Origin of the sequence: Pseudoalteromonas sp. B62 (genome assembly GCF_037162565.1) — a bacterium.
In the GTDB taxonomy this organism is placed as follows: Bacteria; Pseudomonadota; Gammaproteobacteria; order Enterobacterales; family Alteromonadaceae; genus Pseudoalteromonas; species Pseudoalteromonas fuliginea.
In genome coordinates this window covers 3,936,106-3,962,556 of sequence record NZ_JARLVB010000002.1, presented here as the reverse complement: position 1 = coordinate 3,962,556, position 26,451 = coordinate 3,936,106, and the positions used below count along the sequence as shown (strand labels likewise).

Sequence of the window (26,451 nt, the reverse complement as noted above, 5' to 3'; positions counted from 1 at the left end):
TTATCAGTGAGCATAAAATAAAAAGTATCTTTTGTTATTTTATGTTGTTGCTGTTTAAATTTACTGCCTTAGATTTGGAGAAATAATGAGTAATTTAAGCTTAAAAAACAAATTGTTGTTATTAGCTATTTTGCCACTGATGTTACTTTTAACTAGCTTAATGCTGAGTTCTTATTATTTAGAGTCTAAAAATCAGCAGCAAAATTTTGATTCATTTAAGACTAAATTGATCAAAGATAAACAGAACTTATTAAATACAGAAATCGAAATTGCGAGCAAAATTGTTCGTCACCAATTAGATACTGGCTCTGCCCAAGATGCTAAAAATGCGCTTAGAAACTTAACCTTTGGTCAAGGGGGTTACTTTTTCATCTACGATACAAACGGTGTTAGTGTTTTTCATGCGTTATTAGGTGATGCCATTGAAGGGCAAAATAAAATAGGGATGACAGACCCCAATGGTAAAAAAATTATAGTCGGGTTACTCGAACAGGCTCAAAAAGGTGGTGGCGCATTTAACTACCACTTTCAAAAACCTAATACGACAGGCCTAGTAGAGAAAATGGGCTATGCTGCCATGATCCCAGGAACTAATTGGATGGTTGGCACTGGCGCATATATGGATGATATAGAAGCAGAGCTAATTAAATACGAAGTAACGATGCAAGAGCATATGAATGATAAAGTAATTACCTTACTGCTAATTGCTTTATTTTGGGTTGTTTTAACGATTGCATGTGCATTGGTTGCGGCGAATACCATGGTTAAGCCAATTCAAAGAATGGTGCAAAGCCTTGACGACATAGCAAAAGGTGAAGGTGACTTAACTAAGCGCTTAGAGATAGACACGAATGATGAAATTGGTCAATTAGGTGAAGCATTTAATGTTTTTGTCAGTAAGCTACACGGTATTATTGCGAATGTGGTTGATGTTACACATGATGTGAAATCAGCATCCAGTGATATAAATAAACAAACACGACTAATTGAGGGCAAGCTACTCAATCATAATCATGAAACAGAGTTAGTTGCGACCGCCATTACTGAAATGTCTGCCACATCACATGAAGTTGCACAAAATACTACGCAAGTTGCTGTATCAACTCAGGCTGCAACACAGGAAGTTGCTAAAGCACAAGAGTGTGTTGATATTTCACTCAGCGAAGTATCAAAATTAATGGATGAAATAAACGTCGCTGCTGAACAGGTTGATTCACTGAGCGAGCAGTCTAAAAAAATTAATAGTGTGCTGAGTGTTATCGGCGGTATTGCAGAACAGACAAACCTATTAGCACTTAATGCCGCAATAGAGGCCGCTCGTGCTGGTGAATACGGTAGAGGGTTTGCTGTTGTTGCAGATGAAGTAAGAAGCTTGGCGAGTCGTACGCAAGTGAGCACACTTGAAATTAATGAAATGCTGAGTGAACTACATAATCTAGTGTCCTCAGCGGTAGGTGCAATGCAAGCAAGCCAACAAAGCTGCAATCGTTCAGTTGAGTCATCACGAGCTATATCCGATAGTTTAGGATCGGTTACCAATTCAGTGACATCAATTAACGATATGAGTACGCAAATTGCGACAGCCGCTACGGAACAAAGTAGTGTAACAGAAGAAATAAATCGCAATGTATATGCTATCCAAGAAATAGTTAATGAGCTTACAGTGTCGAGTAAAACAACGTCATCAGTTAGTGAACACTTAGCCGGAAGAGGTGAAAGTTTAGGGCAATTAGTTGGGCAGTTTAAAATTTAGTACTTATGTATTTACCGTTATTAAAGCCGCTAACTGCGGCTTAACCTTATTGGTAAGTTTTACAATTTTTTAAAGTAGATCATAATAGACTAAATTGAGTGGATTTTAATGCAAAGTATGACATCAATTAAACCCTGTACTCGCGATGAATTGGTCCCTGAAAAAGACCTAGGACGTTTGGTATCTTTTTTACGCTCAACGCTGGTTACGCATATTGATACCAAATTACTTCCTATGGATTTAACTTCGGCGCAGTACATAGTTGTTGTGTTGCTAGCTAAAGAGTCTGTTAATACGCTTGCTGGGCTTTGTGAGCATATGGTTTATGACCGAGGTGCAATGAGTCGACTATTAAGCCGTCTTGAAGAAAAAGGCTTAATAGCTAAAACACAATGTGAGTTTGATAAACGCTCAACCATTTTATGTTTAAGTGAAAAAGGAAAAGCACTTTACCCAGAAATAATGCCAGTAGTAAACGAAGTCTATACTCAGGCATTAACTGGTTTTTTAGAATCTGAAAAAACAGTTAATGGATTTGCTGTTCAAAGCAATAAATAACCTAGAATCACTGCCTCAAACAGCCTCTAAAAAATAGATTATCAATAAAATAGCGATACTGTTTCAATAGAAAATCAAGACCCTAAACATGTGATTCCGTTGTAGGTAAAATCGAACTTTGATAATATAGTTGCCTAGGCAATCAAGGTTATTATCTTGTGAGGTTTGTTATGATTGAAAATGATTTGTTAGCGCAATTACAGCAACAATTTCCAGAGCACACTTTTGTGCAACATCGTTTAAGTGTTGTTCATAAAGGACGTTTTGCTAATGCTATTGTTTATCGATATAAAGATGATGGATTTGATTTAATAATAAAAGACTTTAGCCAAAGTCCTTGGTTTATTCGTAAATCGTTTGCACGTATTTCGGTTAACCAAGAATATAAAGGTTTGAGTCGATTATCTGAGTTGGACGCGGTAGCAAATCGTTTTTGCCGTTTATCGCCGATTGCAGTGGCTTATAACTATATAGAGGGCACGTCACTTCGCTCTTTAATTCATCAAGGTAAAAAGCTTCCAGTTGATTTTTTTAGCGAGCTTGAGCGTCAAGTCGCAAAAATGCATCGCAAAGGGATAGTGCATTTAGATTTACGTAATATGGGTAATATTCTATGTGGTGCTGACGGTAAACCTTATTTTATCGACTTTCAGTCAACTATTAGCTTCGCTCGTTTTCCTCGATGGCTACAGCGCTTTATGCGAGGCTCAGATATGTCGGGTGTCTACAAGGCGTGGAGTAAACTTGCTGAACACCCTATGCCCCAAGCTAAGCAAGATTATCTGGAGCATTTTAATCATGTACGTAAACGCTGGATTTTTAAAGGTTACCCAATTCAACGGACGTATGCCTGGGGAGCTGCCTTGGTAACTCAATTCTTAGATTCTGAACTTGTACGCAGCATTACCGACCGCCTTTAAATGTACGCACCTATTTCATTCTTGTTTGCCTATATTAGTTTTTAATATGAGCCTTTTTTTGTAGCAAAAGCAATCTATTTGGATTGTTTATTGTGTTGACTCTCTCCTCAAAAATAATCCCTTTTACTGTTTTTTTAATTTTTTAAAATAAACATTAGTACCGTTTTTATTTTGCCCATACAATGCGCAAAAATAGCCTGTACATGCTTAATAAACTCAAGTTTTCTCAGCAAATTTTTGTTGTCAGGATAAACTGTAAGTAACGTGCATTTTTAAATTTTAAGGTTTTAAAATGATTGAGTATCCGGTTGATCAACTTCCACAACTAATAAATGATTTACTTCAATGCGATACAACAGAACGCAAAAATAAATTATTAGCTGATGCGCAGGTAACACTCTCTACTGAGCATTTATCTTTACTCTTTGAGGCGATACCAAAAGAGCAACGCCTTGAAATTTGGCTATTGCTTGATGAGGACACGCAACATGAAATTTTTGTAAATTTAAGTGAGGATAGCTGTCTATGGTTACTGCAAACGTTAGATGATAACGATGCATTTAAATTATTAGATGAAGTTAATGTAGAAGAGCTGCTTGAACTAGAAGAAGTTATTCCAGAACGCTTTGTTGAGTATGCTAAAAAACAACTCGACGAAGCGCAGATTAAACAATACGAATTAGCACAGCAATATCCACCTGAACAACTAGGTCATTGGTTGGGGTTTGATTTCTTAAAAGTATCAGAGAAATTAACCGCTGGTGGGGCTAAAAAGCTGTTGCATAAAGGTTTGCCACAATACAGTGAAGTTATCTATTTAGTCAGTAGAAAAGGCAGCTTAATAGGTGAGGTTGCTGTTAACGATTTAATAAAAGCGAGTGACACTGACAGTTTAATAGCTTTGGCTAATCATGATTTCTCATCATTACATGCAGATGATGATTTATATGAAGCGGCAGAAGTCGTTATTCACTCAGAGAAAATGGCAATGCCAGTCGTAAACGCAGATAACAAGTTACTTGGCAGATTAACGATTGCCTCAGCGTACGAATTGCGCCAAGAAATTACCGATGAAGCGGCAGCTAAAGCGGGTGGTTTAAGAGAAGACGAAGATTTGTTCGCAAGTGTGCGAAAAAGTGCTAAAAACCGAGGTATTTGGTTGGGCATTAATCTAGCAACGGCGTTTTTAGCATCGTGGTTTATAGGATTATTTGGGGCAACGATAGAGCAAGTGGTTGCGTTAGCGGTGTTAATGCCAGTAGTGGCTTCTATGGGAGGGATTGCAGGAAGTCAAACATTGACCGTTATTGTTCGCGGCTTGGCACTGGGTCAGGTTACCGACTCCAACCGTAAAGCGTTACTTAAAAAAGAGCTGCGCGTGGGGGCTGTAAATGGGTTGGTGTGGGCGTTTGTTATTGGTGCACTTACTTATTTATGGTTTAGCGACATTATGCTAAGTATTACGATTACAGTCGCAATATTATTAAACTTAGTTGCAGCGTCGTTAGCGGGTGTTGTTATTCCGTCTATTTTAGACAAAATGAAAATAGATCCAGCATTGTCGGGCTCGGTAATTTTAACAACCGTTACTGATATTGTAGGGTTTGTAACCTTTTTAGGTTTAGGCAGCTTGTTGTTGCTATAAGCTTTTTTAATAGGAAAATATAATGACTTTTGATGTCATGATTTGGTGTGCAATTGGACTGTGTATTTCACAGTCCGCAATGTTTTCTGGTTTGAATTTGGCGTTTTTTTCGCTAAGCCGATTACAACTTGAAATGGAAAGTACGAAAGGTAACGAAGCCGCTATAAAAGTAATGGCGCTGCGTAATGATTAAAATTTTTTATTGTCGACTATTTTGTGGGGTAACGTAGGTATAAACGTATTACTTACTTTGCTTTCTGATTCGGTATTAATGGGGGCAAGCTCATTTTTGTTCTCAACTATCGCAATTACTATCATTGGTGAAATTACGCCCCAAGCTTATTTTTCGCGTAATGCGCTTAAAATGGCGAGTATGTTGTCACCACTTATAAAATTTTACCAGATACTGTTTTACGTTGTAGCTAAACCAACTGCTTTGGTGCTTGATGCATGGCTTGGAAAAGAAGGTATTACGTACTTTGCTGAAAGCGAATTAAGAGGCATTATTCGTAAACACATTGAAGCCGAAGAGGCTGATGTTCAGCATGTGGAAGGAATTGGCGCACTTAACTTTTTTAGTTTAGATGAGATCAGTGTAACCAAAGAAGGTGAGGTGATTGACCCTGATTCTATAATTGCATTGCCAACAAAGCTAGATTTACCGATATTTCCTGATCTTACGTTGACTGCCGATAATGAATTTTTACGTAAGTTACATAAATCAGGTTATAACTGGGTGATCATTACTAATGAAGATGGTTGGCCGTTATTGGTGGTTGATGCAGATGGCTTTTTACGTTCAGCATTGTTTGAATCAGAGGCTTTTGACCCATATCACTATTGCCACAGGCCAATCATTGTTACAGATGAAACTATGCGTTTGAGTGAAGTTATTTTAAAAATAAGAGCAAACCATTCACTTGATAAATCGTTTGATGGTGCCATTGATCACGACGTTGTATTAGTGTGGAGTGATGAAAAGCGTATTATTACTGGCGCAGATATATTTGGTCGATTACTCAAAGGTATGAGCGCACCTAAACTTGAACTGCATGAAAATACAGAGAACAAAAAGCCGCTATAAAGCGGCTTTTTTGTATACACTCAGCTGTGAGTTTATGCCCAACCTTCGTAACGTTTACGACGCGACAGCACAATAGTTAAAATAATACCAAAAAACAGTCCTAAAAATGCAATTGCGCCACCATAAGTAAGTAGCTGGCGTTTTTCTTTAGAGCTGGCAGCTTCTTTTTGAGTCCGCTCTATCTCCAGTGTGCTCTTTAATTTAGTTATTTGCTCAGAAAGTTGTTGGTTTTGATCTGTTAATTTTTGATTCTGCTCTTGCAGCTGCGGTAATTCTATTTGAGCTAGGCGTAACTTTTCTTGCATTGTGCCCATTTCACTACTCAGTGTTTGGTATTGTTGATGTAAACCAGCAGTTTGGGTAACAAACTTGGTTTCTATCCAGCCTTCGCGATCTTTATCGTCTTTAATTTTGATAAAACCATTTTCTTCAGCTGATAATAAAGTTAACTTTGTTCCTGCATCTACAGAGCCAAGAAGGCGATAATTTGTACTCGCTCCAGAGCGCATAAAAGTATATAAATTATCGATGATATAAGCGGTTTTTGCATCAGTGGAATTTGCCGCTTGGGCTTCTTCTGCATGGCTCATAAATGTGGTGGCTGTTAAAAGTAGCCCTAATAAGCAGTGTTTTAGCATTTATCTACCTTGTTAATCTAACTGCGTCCATGATGAACGTGATTTTTATTTCACATAAGTAGCCAGATAGTATGGATTTAAGCGCTTAATAGCAAGACTGATATTGTAACCCAGTCATGATTTTAGGCATAAATAAGACTAAAAAATTTGCATTGTGGATGCGCTTTGTTTATTTTGAGCACTTATTTATTTTAAAGGTAATCCGCAGACCAAATGGATACTGAGATAGAACTGAAGTTTTTGGTATCAGATGCCGTAGTTCCACTGATCCCCTCTTTAATTACTCAATTTGCAAAAACGGTTATAAACAAGCCTTCACGCAGTTTGCAAAACTCATACTATGATACACCGAACCGTGAACTTAGAGCGCTTGATATCGGGTTTAGAACGCGTTGTGCGGATACCCAATGTGAGCAAACTATAAAACTTGCAGGTGAAGTTGTTGGTGGGCTGCATCAACGCCCTGAATATAACTTACCACTTGAATCAAATCGTCCTAATTTGATGGCATTTAACGCCAACATCTGGCCTCATGGTATGCAAGTTGATTCAATTTCACAAAATTTATACCCCATTTTCAGTACTAACTTTATTCGCCGTACTTGGTTAATAGAGACTGAAACAGGGGCCAAAATTGAAGTCGTACTTGATAAAGGCGAAATTGCAGCGGCTGGTAAAATAGAGATTATTAGCGAACTTGAGATTGAGCTGGTTGAAGGCAGTCGCAACGAACTCTTTGCTTTAGCTGATAAGTTGGTGAGTCAAAACTGTATTCGTTTAGGTTTATATTCTAAAGCGGCACGTGGCTATCGTCTGGCTGATGAAAAACCATTAAAACCAAGTAAATCCATTGGCTTTGTGCAATTGTCTAGTTCACCAAGTCAAGAAAGTGCATTAGTTGCAGCAATGAATTTTGGTATCCGGTTTGTACAAAAACATGAGCAATGTTATTTCGATAAACCAAGTTTAAAAACACTGAAAAGAGTAACAGATGGTATTAGTTTAATCCGGCATACTTTTTGGTTGTATGACGATATTGTATCTAAAGAAAGCACAGACCATCTTCGCACTGAACTTAAATGGCTATTAAGTGAGTTAGCATGGGTTGAAAATGCAATTCAGCTTAAAACCTATACCTCTAAACGCCATGCTTTTTATAGAAAAATAAATGCAGCGCCGGCACTTGCACAAGTTATTAATGACTTAAAAGAGCTTCAACCCAGTATTGATGATATCAATGCGCTGTTTCATAGTGCGCGCTATAATCGATTACTATTATCGTTAACAACTTGGTTAATTGATAAGCACTGGCGTAAAGATTGGGGGCAGGTTGAACTTCAAGCTGCAGAAAAGCCAGTTTCATCGATTGCTAATCGTCTGTTTAATAAAGATTGGAAAAACTTGCATCATATGCTCCCAAAAGAGCAAACTCTCAGTATTACTGATTATTTAAGCTTGCGTACACAGCTTGAAAATAGCCTACTAAGTGGCAATTGCTTAGGTGCTCTATTTGATAAAGAGGAGCGATTGGAATTTAGGTTGCCTTGGTTGGATATTTCCCATGGAATGTATGAGTTAAGTACATTGGAGTATTTAAAGCAGTTATGTGCTGGGCAAGAAGATGAGCAACTCGCTAAAATTCAGTTGTGGCTTGAGCAAAAATCTGAGTATTTGGTAAATGCGATGGAGCAAAGCCGACTCGCGTCATTTGATATAGAACCGTATTGGCAAAAATGATAACAAGGCACTTTTGTAAGCCAAACTTTATTCAAAAGTGCACTTGCTTCTTTTTTTAATGCAAGCCTTTAATGCGTATGCTAATCCGATTTGGCATTTGTACAAAAATGAGAAAGGGGTAAGCGTATATTATCAAATTCATGATGATGATACGTTTGAAGTTAAAGGCGAGCTAGTTGTAAATGGTGTCACCACTGAGGATTTTTTAGCGTTACTTAGTGATACGCAAGTGGCGCAAAAGTGGATAGAGAACGCCTCGAAAGTTAGTGTTATTAAAATACTGAGCCCCTCAGAAAACCTCGTTTACAGCTATTTTGACTCCCCTTGGCCTGTTGCAAATAGAGACGCAGTCACGTATTCGTGTTATTCACAATTAACACCAAATCAAAGCCAGCTAGTTATTAAAGCGCGCCCAAAAGAGCTGCCACTTTATAAAAATGTGGTCAGAATTAAAACTTTAAATGCAAAGTGGTTATTAACTCAGCAAGGCAACAATTTAAGCATTGCTTATCAAGTTTATGCTTTATCCGCAGGCATGATCCCTACTTGGCTTAATAATAAAGTAGGTCTGAAAAGTACCTACAAAACCCTGCTCAATCTACATGACATTCTTATTCATCAGAGGTATCAAGTAAAAGCGCCTCTGATTAAAGCTGGTAAATGCTGAACAGATAAGAATTTTATGGTGACTTACTCAGTCTTTAACTAAGCTAATAGTAATAACACACTCATATTAGGAGAGCTGATGAAGTATGTCGTTGCTATGTTATGTTTATTGCAAAGTTCATGGTTGTTTTCTCAAGAATATACTTTTGGTGTTGTACCTCAGTATGAATCGCAAAAATTGAATGCTATTTGGCAGCCTTTACTCAAACAAGTGAGTGAGCAAACAGGTGTAAAAATTGAGTTAATTACGGTTAAGTCTATACCTGTTTTTGAACAGGCTTTTGCTAATGGAGAATATGATTTTGCTTATATGAACCCTTGGCACAGTGTTGTAGCACATGAAAAACAAGGTTATTTACCCTTAATAAAAGATGCAGGGCGATCACTCCAAGGTGTTTTAGTTGTTAATAAAAAAAGTGGTATAGATAATTTAAGCCAGTTAGAGGGAGCTGAAATTGCGTTTCCTGCACCAAATGCACTAGGTGCTTCATTGTTAATGCGCGCCGATTTAGCCTTACTGTATGGACTAAAAATTAAGCCCGTTTATGTACAAACACACTCTTCGGTGTACTTAAACGTAGCACTGAACTCGACTAAAGCGGGAGGTGGAGTTTTAGGTACATTAAAACAGCAACCTAAAAATTTACAACAAAAGCTCAAAGTTATTTATAAAACTCGTGAAATTAGCCGCCATCCAATTGTTGCTCACCCGAGAGTTGCAAGTGAAATACAGCTTAAGGTACAGCGTGCTTTTTTAAATATAGGCGAAAGTGATGAGCATAAACACTTATTTGCAGGGATCCCAATTATAGAGCCCAGTATTGCGACCTTAGCGGAGTATCAACAATTAACTGAATGGGGGCTAAGCGCATTTTATGTTGAGAATTAATTGGTGGCGTAGTCTGCGAGTACAAAGTTTTGTTGCTGTAATAACATTTGGTTTTTTATTGGTTTGTCTTTTTATTTTTTACGCACTACCAGAGCAAGCTCGTTGGGTTAACGAAGGACTTTCTAAAACCGCACAACGGTCACTGCAACAACTGTCTACTTCAGTAACAACTCCTTTGCTTACTCGCCAATATGCTGAACTTTACGAGCAGATTGATAGCCAGCTAGAAATTCAACCGAATTGGAAAAGAATCCAAGTTATAGATGAGGTAACAAAAAACCAATTGTATCCATTGGACACTTGGCAGGACACAATTGAGCGTAGTGATGTTGTACTAAGTCAGCAGGTTTTATTTTTAGATAAACCTCTAGCAAAAATTATTTTAGTCGCTAATTTCACTAACGAAATAAATGAATCCTCAAAGCTGCATTACACACTAATATACAGTCAATTTACCATACTCGTTATTTTTTTCATGGCGCTTGCTTGGTTAGTTGATTATCGAATCACAACGCCTTTGCGCAGACTGGAATTTGCTTTTTCCAAGCTCGCAAAAGGCGATTTTAATTGTCATGTTGATAGGCAACAAAAGAATGAAATTGGCAGTGTTATCAATGCATTTAATAAAATGGCTATTGAAGTTCAAAGTAATCATCAAAAATTGAATAGGCTGCGCATTGAGGCGGAATCGGCAAGTAAAGCAAAGTCTGATTTTATGGCAAGTATGAGCCATGAATTACGCACTCCGTTAAATGCTATTTTAGGTTTCGCTCAGTTATATGAATATGACGAATTTGCTAATAATATACAAAAAGGTAACGCCAAAAGTATTTACCGAGCTGGTGAACACTTACTCTTATTGATTAATGATGTACTTGATTTAACGGCTATCGAGTCTGGAAATATGCAATTTAATTTTGATTATGTGCCTATCAAACCACTTATCGAAGATTCTGTGGAGCTTGTAAGTGAATTAGCAAAAGCACAGTCAATGACTCTGTACACTGAAGGGTTCGATTTACTTAAAGGACTAAATTTTTATATTGATAAACGTCGCTTTAAACAAGTAATGTTAAATTTACTCTCTAATGCGATTAAATATAATAAACAAAATGGTGAGATTTACATAAATTGTAAAATTTTAAATAATCAGCAGTGTGAAATTAGCGTTGCTGACACAGGGTGTGGCTTTGCAAATGATGATATTTCTCGATTGTTTAAACCTTTCGATCGATTAGGTGCAGAAACGAGCAAGGTCCATGGCACAGGTATTGGACTGGTCATTACCAAGGAGTTGGTTGAGCGCATGCAAGGAAAAATATCAGTACAAAGTGAATTAAATAAAGGATCGTGCTTCAGTTTGACGTTTAATACTTTTGAACAGGCTGGTTTTTCTTCTAATTCAGATGCTTGCGTAATCAAAGATAAAAACTTTTCAGCAAATTCTTTGCCTATTTTAGATGTATTAGTTGCTGAGGATCAGATTACCAATCAACAAGTATTAAAGCAGCAATTAACAATACTCGGTGTGCGCTCAACTTTTGTAAGTAATGGAGAGCAGGCTTGGCAAACATTACAAAACAAGCACTTTGATGTTTTACTTACGGATATCCAAATGCCTCTTTTAGATGGTTTTGAGCTAACGACAAGAATACGAAAAGATAGTCGTTTCGAACCTTTGATCATTATTGCCATTACAGCCAATATTGTTAAAAAGAATTTAGACGATTGCCATAAAGTAGGTATGAATGGTTTTTTAACTAAGCCTGTTGAGTTAGTGAAACTTAAATCACTTTTAATTAAGCACACGAAAACAGTGGTTAATTCTGAGGTTAAAACCAATCAAAAGCCTGAAACAGCGACCCATTCGTTTGATCAACTCGACTTATCTGTGTTGCGTGCAATGCTCGGAGATGATCCCGCAGTACATTGCATGGTATTTAATGCATTTTTGCAAACAGCAGGGGAGCAAGTTAAGTTGATACGTGAGTATGCAAGCTGCGATGACTTTACTGGCATAGCATTTCAGGCCCATGGCTTAAAATCATCATCAAAATCAGTGGCGACGATACGACTTGCAGATATATGTCAGGAAGTTGAAACTTTGGCAGAAAATAAAAGTGTCCAAAGCAACTTAATTGAAGAGTTAGAGTTATGTTTTAACGCTGTGATAGATCAGTTAAGTCGTTATTGTCAGCAATATGAAAATAAATAGGTGGCTCAATAAGAGCCACCTCTAGTAAATTTAGAGATTAGTATTTTGCAGCTTGGCCTTCTTTAGGCAAGGCATTTTTAATAAAGTTACGCAGGTCATTATTGGAGCTTTCTAGATCAGCATGGCGAAGGTACATCATGTGCCCGCTTCTATAGCCCTTAAAACTCAAACGTTCCCTCATTTTTCCGCTAGGATCTAACTGCCATAACGTGTATTTAGCATCAAAGTAATTGGTTGCGCCATCAAAGTACCCTGATTGGATCATAACGTTTAAATAAGGATTTTGCGCCATTGCTAAACGAAGGTTTTCGCCAGTATTGTTACCCGTTCTATCCCAAGGATGAACATTACCGAATAAGTTATATTTTACATCTGTTTTATAGTTTAACTCTTCACGTAAGTAGTAATTAATTGCAGGGGTAAAAGAGTGTAACCATGACGTAAGTTCAGCCCAGTAATCAGGAGACTCACCTGCGCCTCGTTTATCCATCCCCAAATAGCGAGAGTCTAGACGCCCTAAAGTTTGACCACGTTCACGTAGTAATTCTTTCCAGAAAAACTGGGTTGGAATATCTAAGTTATTTTGCTCAACAAATTTTTCTGACAAGCCAGCATAGTGCGCCATTTTTGTAATTATACGACGTTTTTCATCTGCATTAATAAAGCCACCTTTAGCAAGGGCTGGGATTAACTCATTTACAGTAAATAGCTCAACTTCTGGTAATAGCTCGTCTAAGTCTTTAGCTTGTAAATCGGCTTTAAGTGCTTTGTGATACCAAGCAGTTGCAGCGAAGTAAGGTAGGCGGTTGGCAGCTTTTATTGGGCCATCGCGCTTAATACCAATATCGGTAGGTGATACGAGTACAACACCGTTAATATACATCCACTGACTGTTTTGAAGCTCATGAGCTAAACCCGATACACGTGTTGTGCCATAGCTTTCGCCAATTAAAAATTTAGGCGAGCGCCAGCGCTCTGCTCTATTTACAAAAGTATTTAACCATTCAGCAAGGTATTTAATATCGGCATTTACACCAAAAAATAGCTCTTTTTGCTTTGCTTTAGAAAGGAGTTCGCCTTTCTCATTTTCAAGTACGCGAGAATAACCGGTATTTACCGGGTTTACATAAACAATATCGGCAATATCAAGCACTGAGTAAGGATTATCTTTTACGCCATAAGGCTGAATAGGGTAACCTTCGTCATCAATTTTTAATACTCTAGGCCCAGTATAGGCAAGGTGCATCCATACTGATGCAGAGCCGGGACCACCATTAAAAGAAATGAGTAGTGGGCGAGTTGTTCTGTCGTCTACTTTGTCACGGGTATAGTAGGTATATTGAAGCGTTGCAATCGCATCGCCTTTATCATCCCACACAGGTTGCGTACCTGTGGCAACTGTATAGCCAAAACGTTGGCCGTTAATTTTGGCTTTGTGTTGAGTAATTACTTTACTGTCGACATCTATACGGCGTTGGTTATCTGCAAGTGAGGCAGTACTGAGGACTAAGGTGATAATAGCGATTGGTAAACTGATAATCCGACAAAGCGTCATGAGGTATCCTTATTATTGTTGATAGGCTATTAAAAGCAATTACTAGCTAAATAACAAAAGTATTGAGACTAGTGACCGATATTTTTGGTTGAATAAGTAATAATGTGCTTTTAGGTTAATTTATAATTTATTTATTTAGCTACTTATAAAAATCCGGTATATTTACGTGCCAGCTTATTATTGACTCTTTTGTATGATTTTATACCGTGAGAATGAAGTGGTGATATTTTGTACTTGCGGCTATACCGCAAAATTAATCAGAAGTTAAGAGAAGGGTCTATGCAAAGAGTATTAGTGGTCGAAGACAGTAAAGTAGTACAGCAGGTTCTACGCCACTTAACTGCACATTATTTAGACGTTACTGTCGATTTCGCTTGGTCTTTAGCTGAATGTGAAGCGAATGTTGAAAAACATAAATACTCACTTGCTCTTGTAGACTTAACGTTGCCTGATGCACCGAACGGGGAAGTTGCAAAATATACCTTATCTAAAAAAATCCCAACCGTTGTACTGACGTCAAAAATTGATGAATATAAACGCCAGCAAATGCTTGAGTTAGGGGTTGTCGATTACGTAATAAAAGATAATCGCGATTCATATCACTACGCGGTGAAGTTGGTAGCACAGCTTCTGCGAAACCAAGGGTGTAAAGCATTAATCGCAGATGATTCTGTATTGAGTCGTTCCTTGATGAAGCAAATGCTCGAAAAGCAATTATTTGATGTAACAGCGGCACACGATGGTCAACAAGCGCTTGATATATTAAAGGCAGACCCTGACATTAAGTTACTGATGACTGATTATGCAATGCCTACAATGGACGGTTTTGAACTAGTTAAAGCGGTGCGAAATTTTAGAGGCCGTGATGATTTAGCGATTATAGGATTATCGGGGGCTGGAAAACATGGTTTATCGGCCCGCTTTATCAAATATGGCGCGAACGATTTTTTAACAAAACCGTTTATGAATGAAGAGTTTCATTGTCGGGTGTTACAAACAATGGAACAGCTTTCGTTAATTGCAGATATCAAAGAGAGTGCTTTTAGAGATCATTTAACGGGTCTTTATAATCGACGTTATTTTTATCAATATGCAGAAAAATTATTAAAAACTAAAAATCAAAATAACACCTTAGCTTTACTCGATATCGATCTTTTCAAAAACATAAACGATACATTAGGACACGAAGGTGGTGATCAAGCGTTAAAGCAAGTAGGAGCACTGATTCGTTCTGCATTTGCTAACTTTACTGTTGCGAGAGTTGGGGGAGGAATTTGCCATTATTTTACCTGATATAGGGCTAGCTAGAGGGCGCGAATACCTCGAAGCATTTAGAAAAAAATGGCAACGTATGATTTTTCTATCAGCGATCGGTCATTCACTATTACTACTAGTATTGGTTTAGCCGAATTTCAAAACACAAGCTTAAGCGATGCAATGCGCGTTGCAGACACTGCTTTATACGAAGCTAAAAATAGAGGACGCAACTGTATTGTATAAATGCATTATTGCTTTTAATTGGTGCAGAATCATCTAATGCACCAATGTAGCTGGCTTGTTAAAAAAACGCACCTAAATGGTGCGTTTTTTTTGTCTTTTTTTGGGTTTTGTAGTTAAGTTATTGTTTAATAATACTATAAAATAGTGGCACAAAGGTTGGATTGTATTGGCTAACAGGATAACAATAAAGAGTCCGAGGGGGCCGCTATGAAAATGATTAGTGCAATCATAAAACCATTTAAGTTAGATGATGTGCGTGAAGCACTCGCTGATTTAGGGATTGAAGGAATGACAGTAGTTGATGTTAAAGGTTTTGGGCGTCAACGAGGTCATACAGAATTGTATCGTGGAGCTGAATACCAAGTAGATTTTATTCCAAAAATTAAACTTGAAATTGCGACTCGTACTGAGAATTGTCAGCGTGTTGTAGAAGCAATTACTAAAATTGCATCAACAGGTAAAATCGGTGATGGTAAGATTTTTGTATACGACTTAGATCAAATTGTCCGTATCCGTACTGGCGAACTTGACGAAGAAGCAATTTAAGGAGGTCTCATGGAAAATACAATAATAGAACTAAAGTTTTCACTCGATACCTTCTATTTTTTAATATCAGGTATATTAGTAATGTGGATGGCAGCAGGTTTTGCCATGTTAGAAGCGGGCTTAGTTCGCTCTAAAAACACAGCTGAAATTTTAACTAAAAATGTCGCGCTGTATTCAATTGCATGTACGATGTTTTTATTAGTTGGCTACAACATTATGTATGTAGACAATGCCGAAGGTGGTTTTATTCCTTCAATAGGCGCTTTAATTGGCACACAAGCTGCTGATGCTGACCATTCTTTAGAATCTGACTTTTTCTTCCAAGTAGTATTTGTTGCAACGGCTATGTCGATTGTATCGGGTGCAGTTGCTGAGCGTATGAAGCTATGGGCTTTCCTTGGCTTTGCTGTAGTACTAACTGGTTTTATTTACCCTATTGAAGGTTACTGGACATGGGGTGGTGGTTTCTTATCTGAAATGGGCTTTGTAGATTTTGCAGGTTCTGCAATTGTACATGGCGCAGGTGCAGCTGCTGCACTAGCTGGTGTATTAATCCTAGGTGCTCGTAAAGGAAAATATGGTAAAAACGGTGAAATATACCCAATTCCAGGCTCAAACTTACCACTTGCTACACTCGGTACATTTATTTTATGGATGGGTTGGTTTGGCTTTAACGGTGGTTCTCAATTACTACTTTCGGATAAAGAAAACGCAACTGCGGTAGGTCAAATATTACTTAATACTAATGCTGCAGCTGCAATGGGTGCTATTGCTGCACTGTTTGTGTGTAAGATACTTTGGGGTAAATCAGATTTAACCATGGTATTAAACGGTGCATTAGCAGGTTTAGTTGTAATTACTGCTGACCCACTTTCACCTTCTCCATTAATGGCATGTTTACTAGGTTTACTTGGTGGCTCATTAGTTGTGTTTAGCATTATAGTACTTGATAAAGTTAAGATTGACGATCCAGTCGGTGCTATCTCTGTACACGGTGTATGTGGTGCATTAGGTATTATGTTAGTGCCGCTAACCAATGGTGATGCAAGCTTTGTTAATCAGTTAATTGGTTTAGTGTGTATTCTTGCCTTTGTATTTGTAGCATCATTTATTGTTTGGACAGTGCTTAACAAAACAATGGGTATACGAGTAACTGAAGAAGAAGAGTTAAATGGTATGGATCAACACGATTGTGGAATTGAAGCCTACCCAGAGTTTGTTTCTGTTCGAAATAGCTAATAGTTTATTTAAATAATAGTTTATTTAAATAATAGTGTGTTTACACAAAGCCCTACTTCGGTAGGGCTTTTTTTGTTTCAGGGGGTTAACTTTTCGGATGTTAGGGTATGCCCAATATGCTAAGCTCACACTCGTGAATAACCCTTGGAATAAATTACACTTAAATGGCCGACAATAACAAAACACCTACCAGCAAACCTGCAGTTAAACGTGCAAGAAAATCATCAAGCACAACAAAAAAAGCACCTCAAAGGGGCGTAAAAAAACAGTTAAATCCACTGTTAAGCGCTCTTTTATGCGAAAAACATGGTCAGTGTTTTGGAAATTAAGCTTGGCTGTTTTCATTGCTATGGCAATGTATTTAATTTATTTAGATTCAAAAACAACACGTATATTTGAAGGTAATAAATGGCAGTTACCAGCGCAGGTTTATGCTCGTTCAATGGCGTTTTATCCGGGGCAGTTTTTATCAAGTCAGGAAGTAGTGTTTGAGCTAGAGCGTTTAAATTACTCATCAGTTAATAGGTTGAGTCGAACAGGGCAGTTTGTTAAGACTGCGAATAGCATCAAAATTTATCGTCGTGATTTTGAGTTTTATGATGGCCTTGAAGAGTCCCATATTATTGAACTTCGTTTTTCAGGGCAAAAAGTGGCTACTATTAAAGATAAGTTTGGTAGGCGTTTAAATAGTGCTCGCTTAGAACCGGTGCAAATAGCTCGCATTGGTAACGATTCTAAACAAGATAGAGAATTTGTGCCATTGGATAAGTTTCCGGCAATGTTAAAAGATACTTTACTCGTTGTTGAAGATCGTAATTTTTATGAACACCATGGTGTATCTGTTTTTTCTATTTTACGTGCACTTTATACTAATATTAGAGCTGGGCGTACAGTGCAAGGAGGTAGCACACTTACCCAGCAGTTAGCTAAAAATATTTACCTAACGCGTGAGCGTTCTTTAATGCGAAAAATAAATGAGGCATTCATTGCACTTATTTTAGATTATCGTTATTCAAAAGATCAGATTCTTGAAGCTTATTTAAATGAAGTCTATTTAGGGCAGTCATACAACCAAGGTGTTCATGGGATGGGATTAGCTTCAGACTTCTACTTTTCTAAGCCCGTAGACGAGCTTGAGTACGATCAAATTGCTCTGCTAGTGGCAATGGTTAAAGGCCCTTCTTATTATAATCCTCGTCGTTACAAAGAGCGCACAATGGAGCGCCGTGATTTAGTACTTCGCCTTATGGTTGAAAGTAAACTGCTTAGTACAAAAGAATATCGCGCATCACTTAAACGTCCAATTGATATTGCACCAATGAAAGCTAGTTTGCAAAAATCCTATCCGGGCTATTTAGAGTTAGTAAACAGGGAGCTAAATAAATTGTTGCCAGATCAACAAACACTAGATGCAGGTGTTAGGGTGTTTACCTATTTTGATCTACAAAAACAAACAGCAATGGAAGAATCTATTGAAAAGAGCTTACCGTATTTAGAAAAACGCCCAAAAACTGAAAAATTAGAAGCCGCCATGATTTCAGTTAATGTCGAAAAAGGCGGTGTATCGGCACTTGTTGCTGGGCGCGATGTACGTTACTCAGGGTTTAATCGTGTTTTAGATACAAAACGTAATATAGGCTCGTTAGTTAAACCAGCCGTGTATTTAACGGCGCTTCAGTTACCACATTATAATTTATCAACACTGCTTGATGATTCACCGTTGCAAGTAACAAATGAGCAAGGGAAAGTGTGGCAGCCTGAGAACTTTGATCATCAATACCGTGGTGCAATGCCTCTTTACAAAGCATTTAGTAACAGTATTAATATTCCTGCAGTAAATTTAGGGCTTGATGTAGGTGTTGATCAAGTGGCAAAAACATTAAAAGGGTTAGGTGCTACCGGGTCTATAGACGAATACCCGTCTCTGCTTTTAGGAGCTGTTGAAATGTCGAGTCTTGAAGTCGCTCAGCTTTATACAACAATTGCTGCTGATGGCGAATATAAAAAGCTCACTGCAATTTCGGCATTAACTGACTCGGTTGGTAAAGTACTTTATAAGCATAAAGTAAATGCAGAGCCTCGTTTTGATAAATCAGCAATGTATATGACTAAGTACGCAATGAAGCGCGTAACGAAAGACGGCACAGCTAAACGCTTAAATTTACACTTCCCGTCAATTCAACTAGCAGGTAAAACTGGAACCAGTAATGATTTACGTGATAGCTGGTTTGCAGGCTTTGATCAAAATACAGTGACTGTTGCGTGGCTTGGTCGAGACGACAACAAAAGTACGGGGTTAACAGGCAGTGTGGGAGCGCTTGAAGCCTATATACGTTACCTAAAGCCACTTAACCCACAAGCAATAGCTGATACTCGTCCGCCATCAATACGCTGGGCATTTGTAAATGAGCAAACGGGTAAGCAAGCGCCACCAGGATGTGGCAAGGTGATTCAGCTACCGCTTAGAGCGAGTGAGTTTGAGCCAAGACCACAATGCATTCGTTAATCTAAGACTACCTTAAACAACAAAGCCGCTTATTTAGCGGCTTTGTTGTGAATTAAAGTCAATTAATTATGATTTAAAAAAGCTCATAGACTTAGTTAGGTCATTAGATAAACGGCTTAACTGCTGGGCATCCTGAAGTGTTGATTGTGCCGAGATCAAGGTTTGATCCGCTAAGTTACTGACCGCTTGCGAGTCATTTAATGCTTGTGTTGTAGCATTTGATTGCTGTTTAACTCGTTCTGCAATAACTTCGCCCTGATGTTTAATATCACCCATGCTTTGTTCTGCACTTTGCAATACTTCGTTGGTTTGGTTGGCTGCTTTTACTGATTGTTCCATCTTCTCAACACTTGAACGCATTTTCTGTTGTGTGTCGTCAGAAGCTTGTTGCAATGAGCTAATAATTTGATGAATTTCTTGGGTTTGTGTTTGTGTGCGCTGCGCTAAGGTTCTTACTTCATCAGCTACAACAGCAAATCCTCGACCATGTTCACCAGCTCTAGCTGCTTCAATAGCGGCATTAAGGGCTAATAAATTAGTTTGATCGGCGATTTCACTAATCCCTTTACTTACTTTACTTATTTCTTGGCTATCTTGCGCTAATCTGTCGAGTGCTTGCTGGCTTTCTGCAAATTCAATTTGCAAGTCTTGCATATATTTAGCCAGCTCCATTGTATTGTCTGAGCCTTGTTTTACATGTGAAGCGGCATCTTGAGCTGTCAGTGTCGCTTGGTGAGCTGACTCTTCAACAGTATGTGCAGTTTGTGCCATATCACTTAAAGCATTATGGATAGCATTTACACGTGTTTGTTGTTTAGTAACATCGTCACTTGTTTGGCTACTTGCATGCGATAGTGATTTTGTGGCATCACACAGTTCTACCGTACTTGCCTTTACATCTGACAATAAATGCGAGAATGCATTTAACAAAGCATTATATCTCGAAGCAATAATACTCATTTCATCACTACCAGTTGAGTGAAGAATTGCTTTTAAATCCCCATTAGCAGCTTTATTTGCGGCTTCAGCGAAGCGGTTTATAGTATCAACCACAGCAAAGTAGAAGCCGACCATTAAATAAAAGGCAAAAATTAAGCTACAAACTGAAGCAGCTAATACAATGTTACGTGTCCATTGTTGCGTTTTCAGTTTATTTTCAACTAAAGATTCTAGAGTTGGAATACTCTTATTTATCAATGTACTGATACTGTTATTAACATCATTTGTTAGCTGTTCAAATTTACTTTTACTTAGTTCTATATCATCTGGCTCAAGTAACTTTTTGTCTATCGCATTTTTGAATGCATACACAGTTTCTTGTAGTTGCTGTAGAGCAGGGGTAAGTATTTTACTAACTGATTTGTCTGCTGCAGTTGCTACGGTTAAAGTTTTTTCTAATTGCTTTTCATACAGAGGCAATGACTTACTAAGATTGGAGAGAGCAATAAATGTATCGGGTGTAAATCTGTTACTGGTTAGTACTGTATTTGCGCTTTCGGTCGTTAAATTTATTTGCATTATAAGTGCAGGGATCGGGGTGACTAATGCGCGATTTACATAAGCACTGGCAAGTTGGCTATCAAGTGCTAAATTAGACTCAATTGAAACAAGTTCTAGCACATCATCAGCTTGACCATCTTTTATTGTGAAGCCTAGTTCGCGAGCAACTTTTATATTTTTACTGCTTGTTCCAAGCATTTGATTATTAAGTATGGCTTGATAACCTTTTAAGCCTTGCTGCTGCATTTTAGATACGTTAATGCTATCACTTAATAGCGACACTAGAAAAAACAAACTAATAGCAAGAGGAACTAACAATATACCAAATGTAAGGCTAATTTTTGTTTTGTACTTTAAATTAGCCATTAGCCTGGTGGCAGGTGCTGTGAATTGTCGTAATCCTGACATAAGACTCTCTTGTATTATTGAATAGGGAATTAATGCTAACTAGACCTTGTTAAGGTTAATTATCATTCATTTAAATTACTTTACAAATAAAAAAAGCCCTTTTGGGCTTTTTTTAATCATTTATATTAATTATACGTATTAAAAACAGGCGTTTAATTAATACAAAAGTAATTTTTAAGTTACAGTTTGGCAAATGAGCGTTCGGCAGCTGCGATGGTCTCTTTTACTTCCTGAACAGAGTGTGCAGCACATACAAAACCGGCCTCAAACGCAGATGGTGCTAAGTAAACACCTTCTTCAAGCATAAGGTGGAAAAAACGTTTAAAACGCTCTAAGTCACATTCAGTTGCTTGTTTGTAGGTTGTTACTTTTTCCGCATCGGTAAAAAAGAATCCATACATCCCGCCTGCGTAATTAGTCGTTAACGCAATACCTGCTTTTTTAGCGCCTGCTTCAAATCCTTCACAAATTGCTTTTGAAATTGCTTCTAGCTTATCGTGCAGGCCTGGCTCACTTAATAGCTCCAGTGATTTTAAACCAGCAGCCATTGCGATAGGGTTACCAGAAAGAGTGCCCGCTTGATATACAGGGCCAACAGGTGCAATGTAATCCATTATTTCGGTTTTACCACCAAACGCGCCAACGGGCATGCCGCCGCCAATAACTTTACCTAGACATGTAAGATCTGGTTTAATGTTGTAATAAGCTTGTGCGCCGCCAAGTGCCACTCGAAAACCCGTCATTACTTCATCAAAAATAAGTACTGATTTATATTCGTCACACACATCGCGTAAACCTTCTAAAAAGCCTGGCACAGGTGGTATGCAGTTCATGTTACCGGCTACTGGCTCTACAATAATACAAGCAATTTCGTCTGCGTATTTTGCAAAAATAGCCTTTACTTCATCTAAGTTATTAAACGATACCGTAAGCGTATGCTTTGCAAAGTCTTCTGGAATACCTGGAGAGTTCGGTACGCCCATTGTTAGTGCACCAGAGCCTGCTTTAACTAATAACGAATCTGCATGGCCGTGGTAACACCCTTCAAACTTTAATATTTTATCGCGACCCGTAAAACCACGTGCCAAACGAATTGCACTCATAGTTGCTTCAGTACCTGAGCTGACCATACGCACTTTTTCGATTGATGGGACTAGCTCTTTTACTTTTTCAGCCATTAAAATTTCGGCTTCAGTTGGCGCGCCATAACTGAGGCCGTTTTCTACTGCTTCGTGAACGGCTTGTTTAATCGCAGGGTGGTTATGCCCCATAATCATTGGCCCCCAAGAGCCAACGTAATCAATGTAACGATTACCATCAGCGTCAAATGTAAACGCACCTTCTGCTTTTGTAATAAATAGCGGCGTACCGCCTACACCATTAAAAGCACGAACTGGCGAATTTACGCCACCTGGAATAGAGGCTTGAGCGCGTTCAAATAAGTCTTGGCTAATTGTCATGAAAAATCCTATAAATTGTCACTTAAAAGGGGCTTAGCTATCGCGTTTGCGGCTAAACCAAGGTACGTCTACTTCATACTTCTCAACTTTGTTTTCTACGCCGAGTGTTAAAGCAAACAGTGCCATACGAATTAATACACCATTTTGTACTTGGCGAAATATAGCTAAATTGTCGTTAGCGTTTAAGTCATTATCGAGCTCGTTGGCTTCAATACGACTGTCACGCGGAAGTGGATGCATAAGAACAGAGTTAGGTTTACAGTGTGCACTGTAAATTGATTGGCTAATTCTAAATCCACCTCGGTATTTATTTGCTTCTTCTTGTGAAGGAAAGCGTTCTTCTTGAATACGTGTTTGATAAACGATGTCGGCCGCTAAATTGCCTTCCATCTTGTCTACCAATTCAATTTTGTGACCCGCGTTATCTACTGCGTCTAAGATGTAGTCAGGCATTTGTAAGCCATCGGGAGCAACCATCGAAAATTTTACATTTTTATAATGGCACAATAGTTTTGAAAGCGAGTGTACGGTGCGACCATATTTTAAATCGCCCACTAAGGCTATATGCATACCATCAATGTTTTGATCAAAACGGCTGAGTTCACGTTCAATAGTGAGTAAGTCAAGTAAGGCTTGAGTGGGGTGCTCATTTGGGCCATCGCCACCATTAATTACTGGTACGCTACAGCCCGTAGCAAACTCACTGACCGAACCTGAATCTGGGTGACGCATAGCGACAGCATCAGCATAAGCTGAAATAACACGTGCGGTATCGTAAAGTGATTCCCCTTTTGCAAGGGCTGAGCTTTGCATACCGGTTGTTTCACGAACTAAACCACCGAGTAAGTTAAAGGCTGTACCAAAGCTTACACGTGTTCGTGTGCTTGGCTCAAAAAACAAGTTAGCTAAAATAGCACCTTCAAGTACGTTGGTACGTTTTTGTTTTTTAGCATAAGGCTCCATTTTTTTAGCAACTGCAAAAATGCGTTCAATACAGTCCCTGTCTAGTTGACTAACAGACAGTATATTTTCACCTTGGAAACTTAACATGGGGTTATTCCTAGTTTTTCAAAAGGGCGCGATAATCCAAAAATGGGGCACGCAATCGCGCGTATTAAAACAAAATTAAAATGTGACTTAACCTGAACTTTGGTTGGGTTGCTCACTAATGCATTGATAAATAATATTTAAATTTATTCATCTCTAGCCAGAGGTTTTCACAAGCTAGGCTTTATTACTGCTAATGCCACAATTATGAGTAGCGCAATAACAGGTAGCTCGTTAAAAATTCGGTAAAAACGATCCGTTTTAGTATTTCGGTCATGCTTAAAGTCGCTCAATAATTTAAAACAGTAGCCGTGGTATATATACAAAATAATAACGAGTACAAGTTTGTAATGTAGCCACATGCTGTATCTAAACCAATCACGACCATACTCAACAATGGTTAGTACTCCAAATACAGCCGTTAAAACAGCAAATGGGGTGACAAAATAAAGTAGTCTGCGCTCCATAACTTTAAGCATAGAGTTACACGACTTTTCTTCGCTCATGGCGTGATATACAAATAATCGAGGTAAGTAAAAAATACCGGCAAACCACGCAATCATAAAAAATATGTGGAGTGTTTTATAAATCAATAATGCGCTCATAATAATCCTTATTGTTTAAAGTAAGCTGTTACGAATGGTCAAAATATGATGAATTTGGTCCCAACGTAAAAGCCCCATAATTTGTTGATTATCTAAAAGGTTGTAAACGTACAGTGCGCCACTTCTTTTGTCTTTTAACATATCGAATGCATCGGCTAGTGTTGCTTGGCTACTAATTCCCTGCAGGCTAATGTAGTTTAAATTGATGGCCTGATCAGACATTAGACTTAAATCGTATTCAGCAAGCCTGTAGCCATTCTCCTCATCAAATACAATAAGTGGTGTTTGGCTATCCATAGCATCAAGGGTATTTTTTATTTGCTCTTTATCATCTGAATATAGCAATTTGAAATTTTCGTCCATGTCATCCATTATCCCTACTTTTTGTAGCGCTTCTGTGGCTGGAGATACATGATAGGGAAGTCCCTGAAAATCTAATTGCTGTAAAAATATGGAGCGATTTCCAAAAAATTGTAATGCAGTTACATAGGCTGTCGTTATAACAAGCATGGCAGGCACAATAATCTCAGGCGATGATGTTAGCTCCATAACGGTTGTTAAAGCAGCTAATGGGGCATGCAACGTTGCAGCCATTAATCCCGCCATTCCTAAAACCCCATAAGTACCTGCTATATCAGTTCCAGGACTAATAAATTGTGCGCAAAAGGCCATAAGAGTACCAATTAATACGCCAAGTCCGATCACTGGGCCAATTAACCCACCAGGAATACCCAAACCAATCGCAAATAAAGTGGCAAGTAATTTGGCAATTAAAATGGTGGTAAGTAATTTTACGTTCTCAGGGGATTCTACCGCAATGGTAATTGCACTCATACCTGACCCCATTGCTTGTGGTACTGCGTATGCAATTAAACTGGCAATACAGCCTGCAATCAATAGGCGAGGGAACATACTCAAAGGCTTAAATGTTTTAATAATTAACATTAAATTTTGATTAAAGCTAAATGCAATTGCACCGAGTGCCATGCCGCACAATATTAAATATGGGTAGTGCCAACCGCTAAGTGGCGCTATTGTAATAAGAGCAAGTTCAGAGCCTTCACCAAAAACAAATTGAGTAGCGAGTGCACCGGTAACCGCAGCAAGCATAATGGGCACAAATATATGTACTTTATATTCCCTAAGTACTACTTCCATTACGAAGATAACGGCTGCCAGTGGGGTATTAAATGAAGCAGCAATCCCAGCTGCAACACCACAACCCGTTAATGTACGCATCGCGTTATGAGGTAAGTGGAGCTTGTCGGCTAAAATGCTTGCACCAGTGGCGCCCATATGAACAGAAGGGCCTTCGCGGCCGACCGAAAAACCACTTATAAGTGCTAATGCACCACCAACAAACTGATTTACCGTATTATAAAGAGGCATTTGTCCGTAATGGCGCTTAATACGGTGAATAACAAAAGGAATGCCTAAACGGTAATGTTTAAAGCCAGTAAACGCAGCAAAACACGCAATTAATAGTGCGGCTATTAGCGGCATTAAAACACGTTCAAGAGTGGGTAGGGTAGTAAAGTCGTCAGGGGTTTCTAAAAATAAGCTTTGGAAAAATAAAATAGTTAAACGAAATAAAATAATAAAAAATGCAGCAATCAATCCGGCAACTACGCCTAATAAGCATAATTGTACAGATGTTTTAGGTTTTGCCAGCCGACGCCTGAGTTGCTCAAGCCACATGCATTATTTCCTCGTCATATTTTTCAGCGAGCAGTTTAGCAAATGCTAACCACTAAGTCCTTGTGATTTTGTAAAATTAATAACATAAATAGATTCACATAACTGATAAGGAAGTTGCTACTAAATTAACTTTATTTCCTTCAAAAATTTGCCTGAAAAAATATTTTGACATGTAAATTAACCTGCACTTTGGATAATAAATCTATCTCAAGCGGTTACTTTTAGCACTGACTGCGTAGAATCTACTCGCAATGAAAGTCTCTGGCTAGGGAAAATAAATTA

Annotated in this window: 16 protein-coding genes and 4 pseudogenes; 13 read left to right on the top strand and 7 right to left on the bottom strand. The window is 38.3% G+C overall.

Annotation, left to right across the window (positions count from 1 at the left end; genetic code table 11):
* Positions 1 to 85: 85 nt before the first annotated feature.
* The 5 genes and pseudogenes from P4S71_RS22445 to P4S71_RS22425 all read left to right on the top strand — a co-directional run bounded on the left by P4S71_RS22445 (position 86) and on the right by P4S71_RS22425 (position 5,960).
* Positions 86 to 1,753: a methyl-accepting chemotaxis protein gene (locus tag P4S71_RS22445; RefSeq protein ID WP_337151556.1), complete on the top strand. Its 1,668-nt coding sequence runs from the start codon at positions 86 to 88 to the stop codon at positions 1,751 to 1,753.
* A gap of 108 nt (positions 1,754 to 1,861) precedes the next feature.
* Positions 1,862 to 2,311, top strand: coding sequence for a MarR family winged helix-turn-helix transcriptional regulator (locus P4S71_RS22440; RefSeq protein WP_337151555.1), 450 nt, complete (start codon positions 1,862 to 1,864; stop codon positions 2,309 to 2,311).
* Between the two features lie 170 nt (positions 2,312 to 2,481).
* Positions 2,482 to 3,231, top strand: coding sequence for an RIO1 family regulatory kinase/ATPase domain-containing protein (locus tag P4S71_RS22435; protein WP_337151554.1), 750 nt, complete (start codon positions 2,482 to 2,484; stop codon positions 3,229 to 3,231).
* 292 nt (positions 3,232 to 3,523) lie between these two features.
* Positions 3,524 to 4,876 carry a magnesium transporter gene (locus P4S71_RS22430; protein WP_008134566.1) on the top strand — a complete coding sequence of 451 codons (1,353 nt, stop codon included), beginning with the start codon at positions 3,524 to 3,526 and terminating at the stop codon, positions 4,874 to 4,876.
* A 22-nt stretch (positions 4,877 to 4,898) separates the two neighbouring features.
* Positions 4,899 to 5,960, top strand: a pseudogene (locus tag P4S71_RS22425) (DUF21 domain-containing protein).
* 32 nt (positions 5,961 to 5,992) lie between these two features.
* Here P4S71_RS22425 and P4S71_RS22420 read toward each other — a convergent pair.
* A complete protein-coding gene (locus P4S71_RS22420; protein ID WP_008134564.1) occupies positions 5,993 to 6,598 on the bottom strand; it encodes a TIGR04211 family SH3 domain-containing protein in 606 nt (201 codons plus the stop codon).
* A gap of 213 nt (positions 6,599 to 6,811) precedes the next feature.
* On the opposite strand from P4S71_RS22420, the gene P4S71_RS22415 reads away from it, so the two are divergent.
* The 4 genes and pseudogenes from P4S71_RS22415 (at position 6,812) to P4S71_RS22400 (ending at position 12,105) form a co-directional block, all read left to right on the top strand.
* Positions 6,812 to 8,335, top strand: a complete 1,524-nt coding sequence (locus P4S71_RS22415; RefSeq protein WP_008134563.1) for a CYTH and CHAD domain-containing protein — start codon at positions 6,812 to 6,814, stop codon at positions 8,333 to 8,335.
* Positions 8,332 to 9,002 (top strand): annotated as a pseudogene (locus tag P4S71_RS22410) (START domain-containing protein). The gene P4S71_RS22415 and the pseudogene P4S71_RS22410 overlap by 4 nt, the downstream one beginning before the upstream one ends.
* A 78-nt stretch (positions 9,003 to 9,080) precedes the next feature.
* Complete coding sequence (locus P4S71_RS22405; protein ID WP_007376105.1) at positions 9,081 to 9,890, top strand: phosphate/phosphite/phosphonate ABC transporter substrate-binding protein; 810 nt, start codon at positions 9,081 to 9,083, stop codon at positions 9,888 to 9,890.
* Positions 9,877 to 12,105 carry an ATP-binding protein gene (locus P4S71_RS22400; protein ID WP_337151553.1) on the top strand — a complete coding sequence of 743 codons (2,229 nt, stop codon included), beginning with the start codon at positions 9,877 to 9,879 and terminating at the stop codon, positions 12,103 to 12,105. Before P4S71_RS22405 ends, P4S71_RS22400 begins: the two co-directional genes overlap by 14 nt.
* A gap of 37 nt (positions 12,106 to 12,142) precedes the next feature.
* On the opposite strand, the gene P4S71_RS22395 is transcribed toward P4S71_RS22400, so the two are convergent.
* Positions 12,143 to 13,660 (bottom strand): S10 family peptidase, encoded by a 1,518-nt coding sequence (locus tag P4S71_RS22395; RefSeq protein WP_008134559.1) that lies wholly within the window; start codon positions 13,658 to 13,660, stop codon positions 12,143 to 12,145.
* A 279-nt stretch (positions 13,661 to 13,939) separates the two neighbouring features.
* Between P4S71_RS22395 and P4S71_RS22390 the strand changes: the two are divergent.
* The 4 genes and pseudogenes from P4S71_RS22390 to mrcB all read left to right on the top strand — a co-directional run bounded on the left by P4S71_RS22390 (position 13,940) and on the right by mrcB (position 19,451).
* Positions 13,940 to 15,160: pseudogene (locus tag P4S71_RS22390) on the top strand (response regulator).
* A 207-nt stretch (positions 15,161 to 15,367) separates the two neighbouring features.
* On the top strand, positions 15,368 to 15,706 hold the full coding sequence (locus tag P4S71_RS22385) for a P-II family nitrogen regulator (protein ID WP_004587162.1): 339 nt from the start codon (positions 15,368 to 15,370) through the stop codon (positions 15,704 to 15,706).
* A 9-nt stretch (positions 15,707 to 15,715) separates the two neighbouring features.
* Complete coding sequence (locus tag P4S71_RS22380) at positions 15,716 to 16,945, top strand: ammonium transporter (protein WP_337151552.1); 1,230 nt, start codon at positions 15,716 to 15,718, stop codon at positions 16,943 to 16,945.
* 164 nt (positions 16,946 to 17,109) lie between these two features.
* A pseudogene (mrcB, locus tag P4S71_RS22375) lies at positions 17,110 to 19,451 on the top strand (penicillin-binding protein 1B).
* A 66-nt stretch (positions 19,452 to 19,517) separates the two neighbouring features.
* Here mrcB and P4S71_RS22370 read toward each other — a convergent pair.
* The 5 genes from P4S71_RS22370 to P4S71_RS22350 all read right to left on the bottom strand — a co-directional run bounded on the left by P4S71_RS22370 (position 19,518) and on the right by P4S71_RS22350 (position 26,169).
* Positions 19,518 to 21,359 carry a methyl-accepting chemotaxis protein gene (locus tag P4S71_RS22370; protein WP_033023282.1) on the bottom strand — a complete coding sequence of 614 codons (1,842 nt, stop codon included), beginning with the start codon at positions 21,357 to 21,359 and terminating at the stop codon, positions 19,518 to 19,520.
* A 179-nt stretch (positions 21,360 to 21,538) separates the two neighbouring features.
* Positions 21,539 to 22,819: a glutamate-1-semialdehyde 2,1-aminomutase gene (gene hemL, locus P4S71_RS22365; RefSeq protein ID WP_008133947.1), complete on the bottom strand. Its 1,281-nt coding sequence runs from the start codon at positions 22,817 to 22,819 to the stop codon at positions 21,539 to 21,541.
* Positions 22,820 to 22,852: 33 nt separating this feature from the next.
* Positions 22,853 to 23,869 carry an aspartate carbamoyltransferase gene (locus P4S71_RS22360; protein WP_007376115.1) on the bottom strand — a complete coding sequence of 339 codons (1,017 nt, stop codon included), beginning with the start codon at positions 23,867 to 23,869 and terminating at the stop codon, positions 22,853 to 22,855.
* A 167-nt stretch (positions 23,870 to 24,036) separates the two neighbouring features.
* Positions 24,037 to 24,471 (bottom strand): CopD family protein, encoded by a 435-nt coding sequence (locus tag P4S71_RS22355; RefSeq protein ID WP_007376116.1) that lies wholly within the window; start codon positions 24,469 to 24,471, stop codon positions 24,037 to 24,039.
* A gap of 15 nt (positions 24,472 to 24,486) precedes the next feature.
* Positions 24,487 to 26,169, bottom strand: coding sequence for a chloride channel protein (locus P4S71_RS22350; protein WP_007376117.1), 1,683 nt, complete (start codon positions 26,167 to 26,169; stop codon positions 24,487 to 24,489).
* Positions 26,170 to 26,451: the final 282 nt, after the last annotated feature.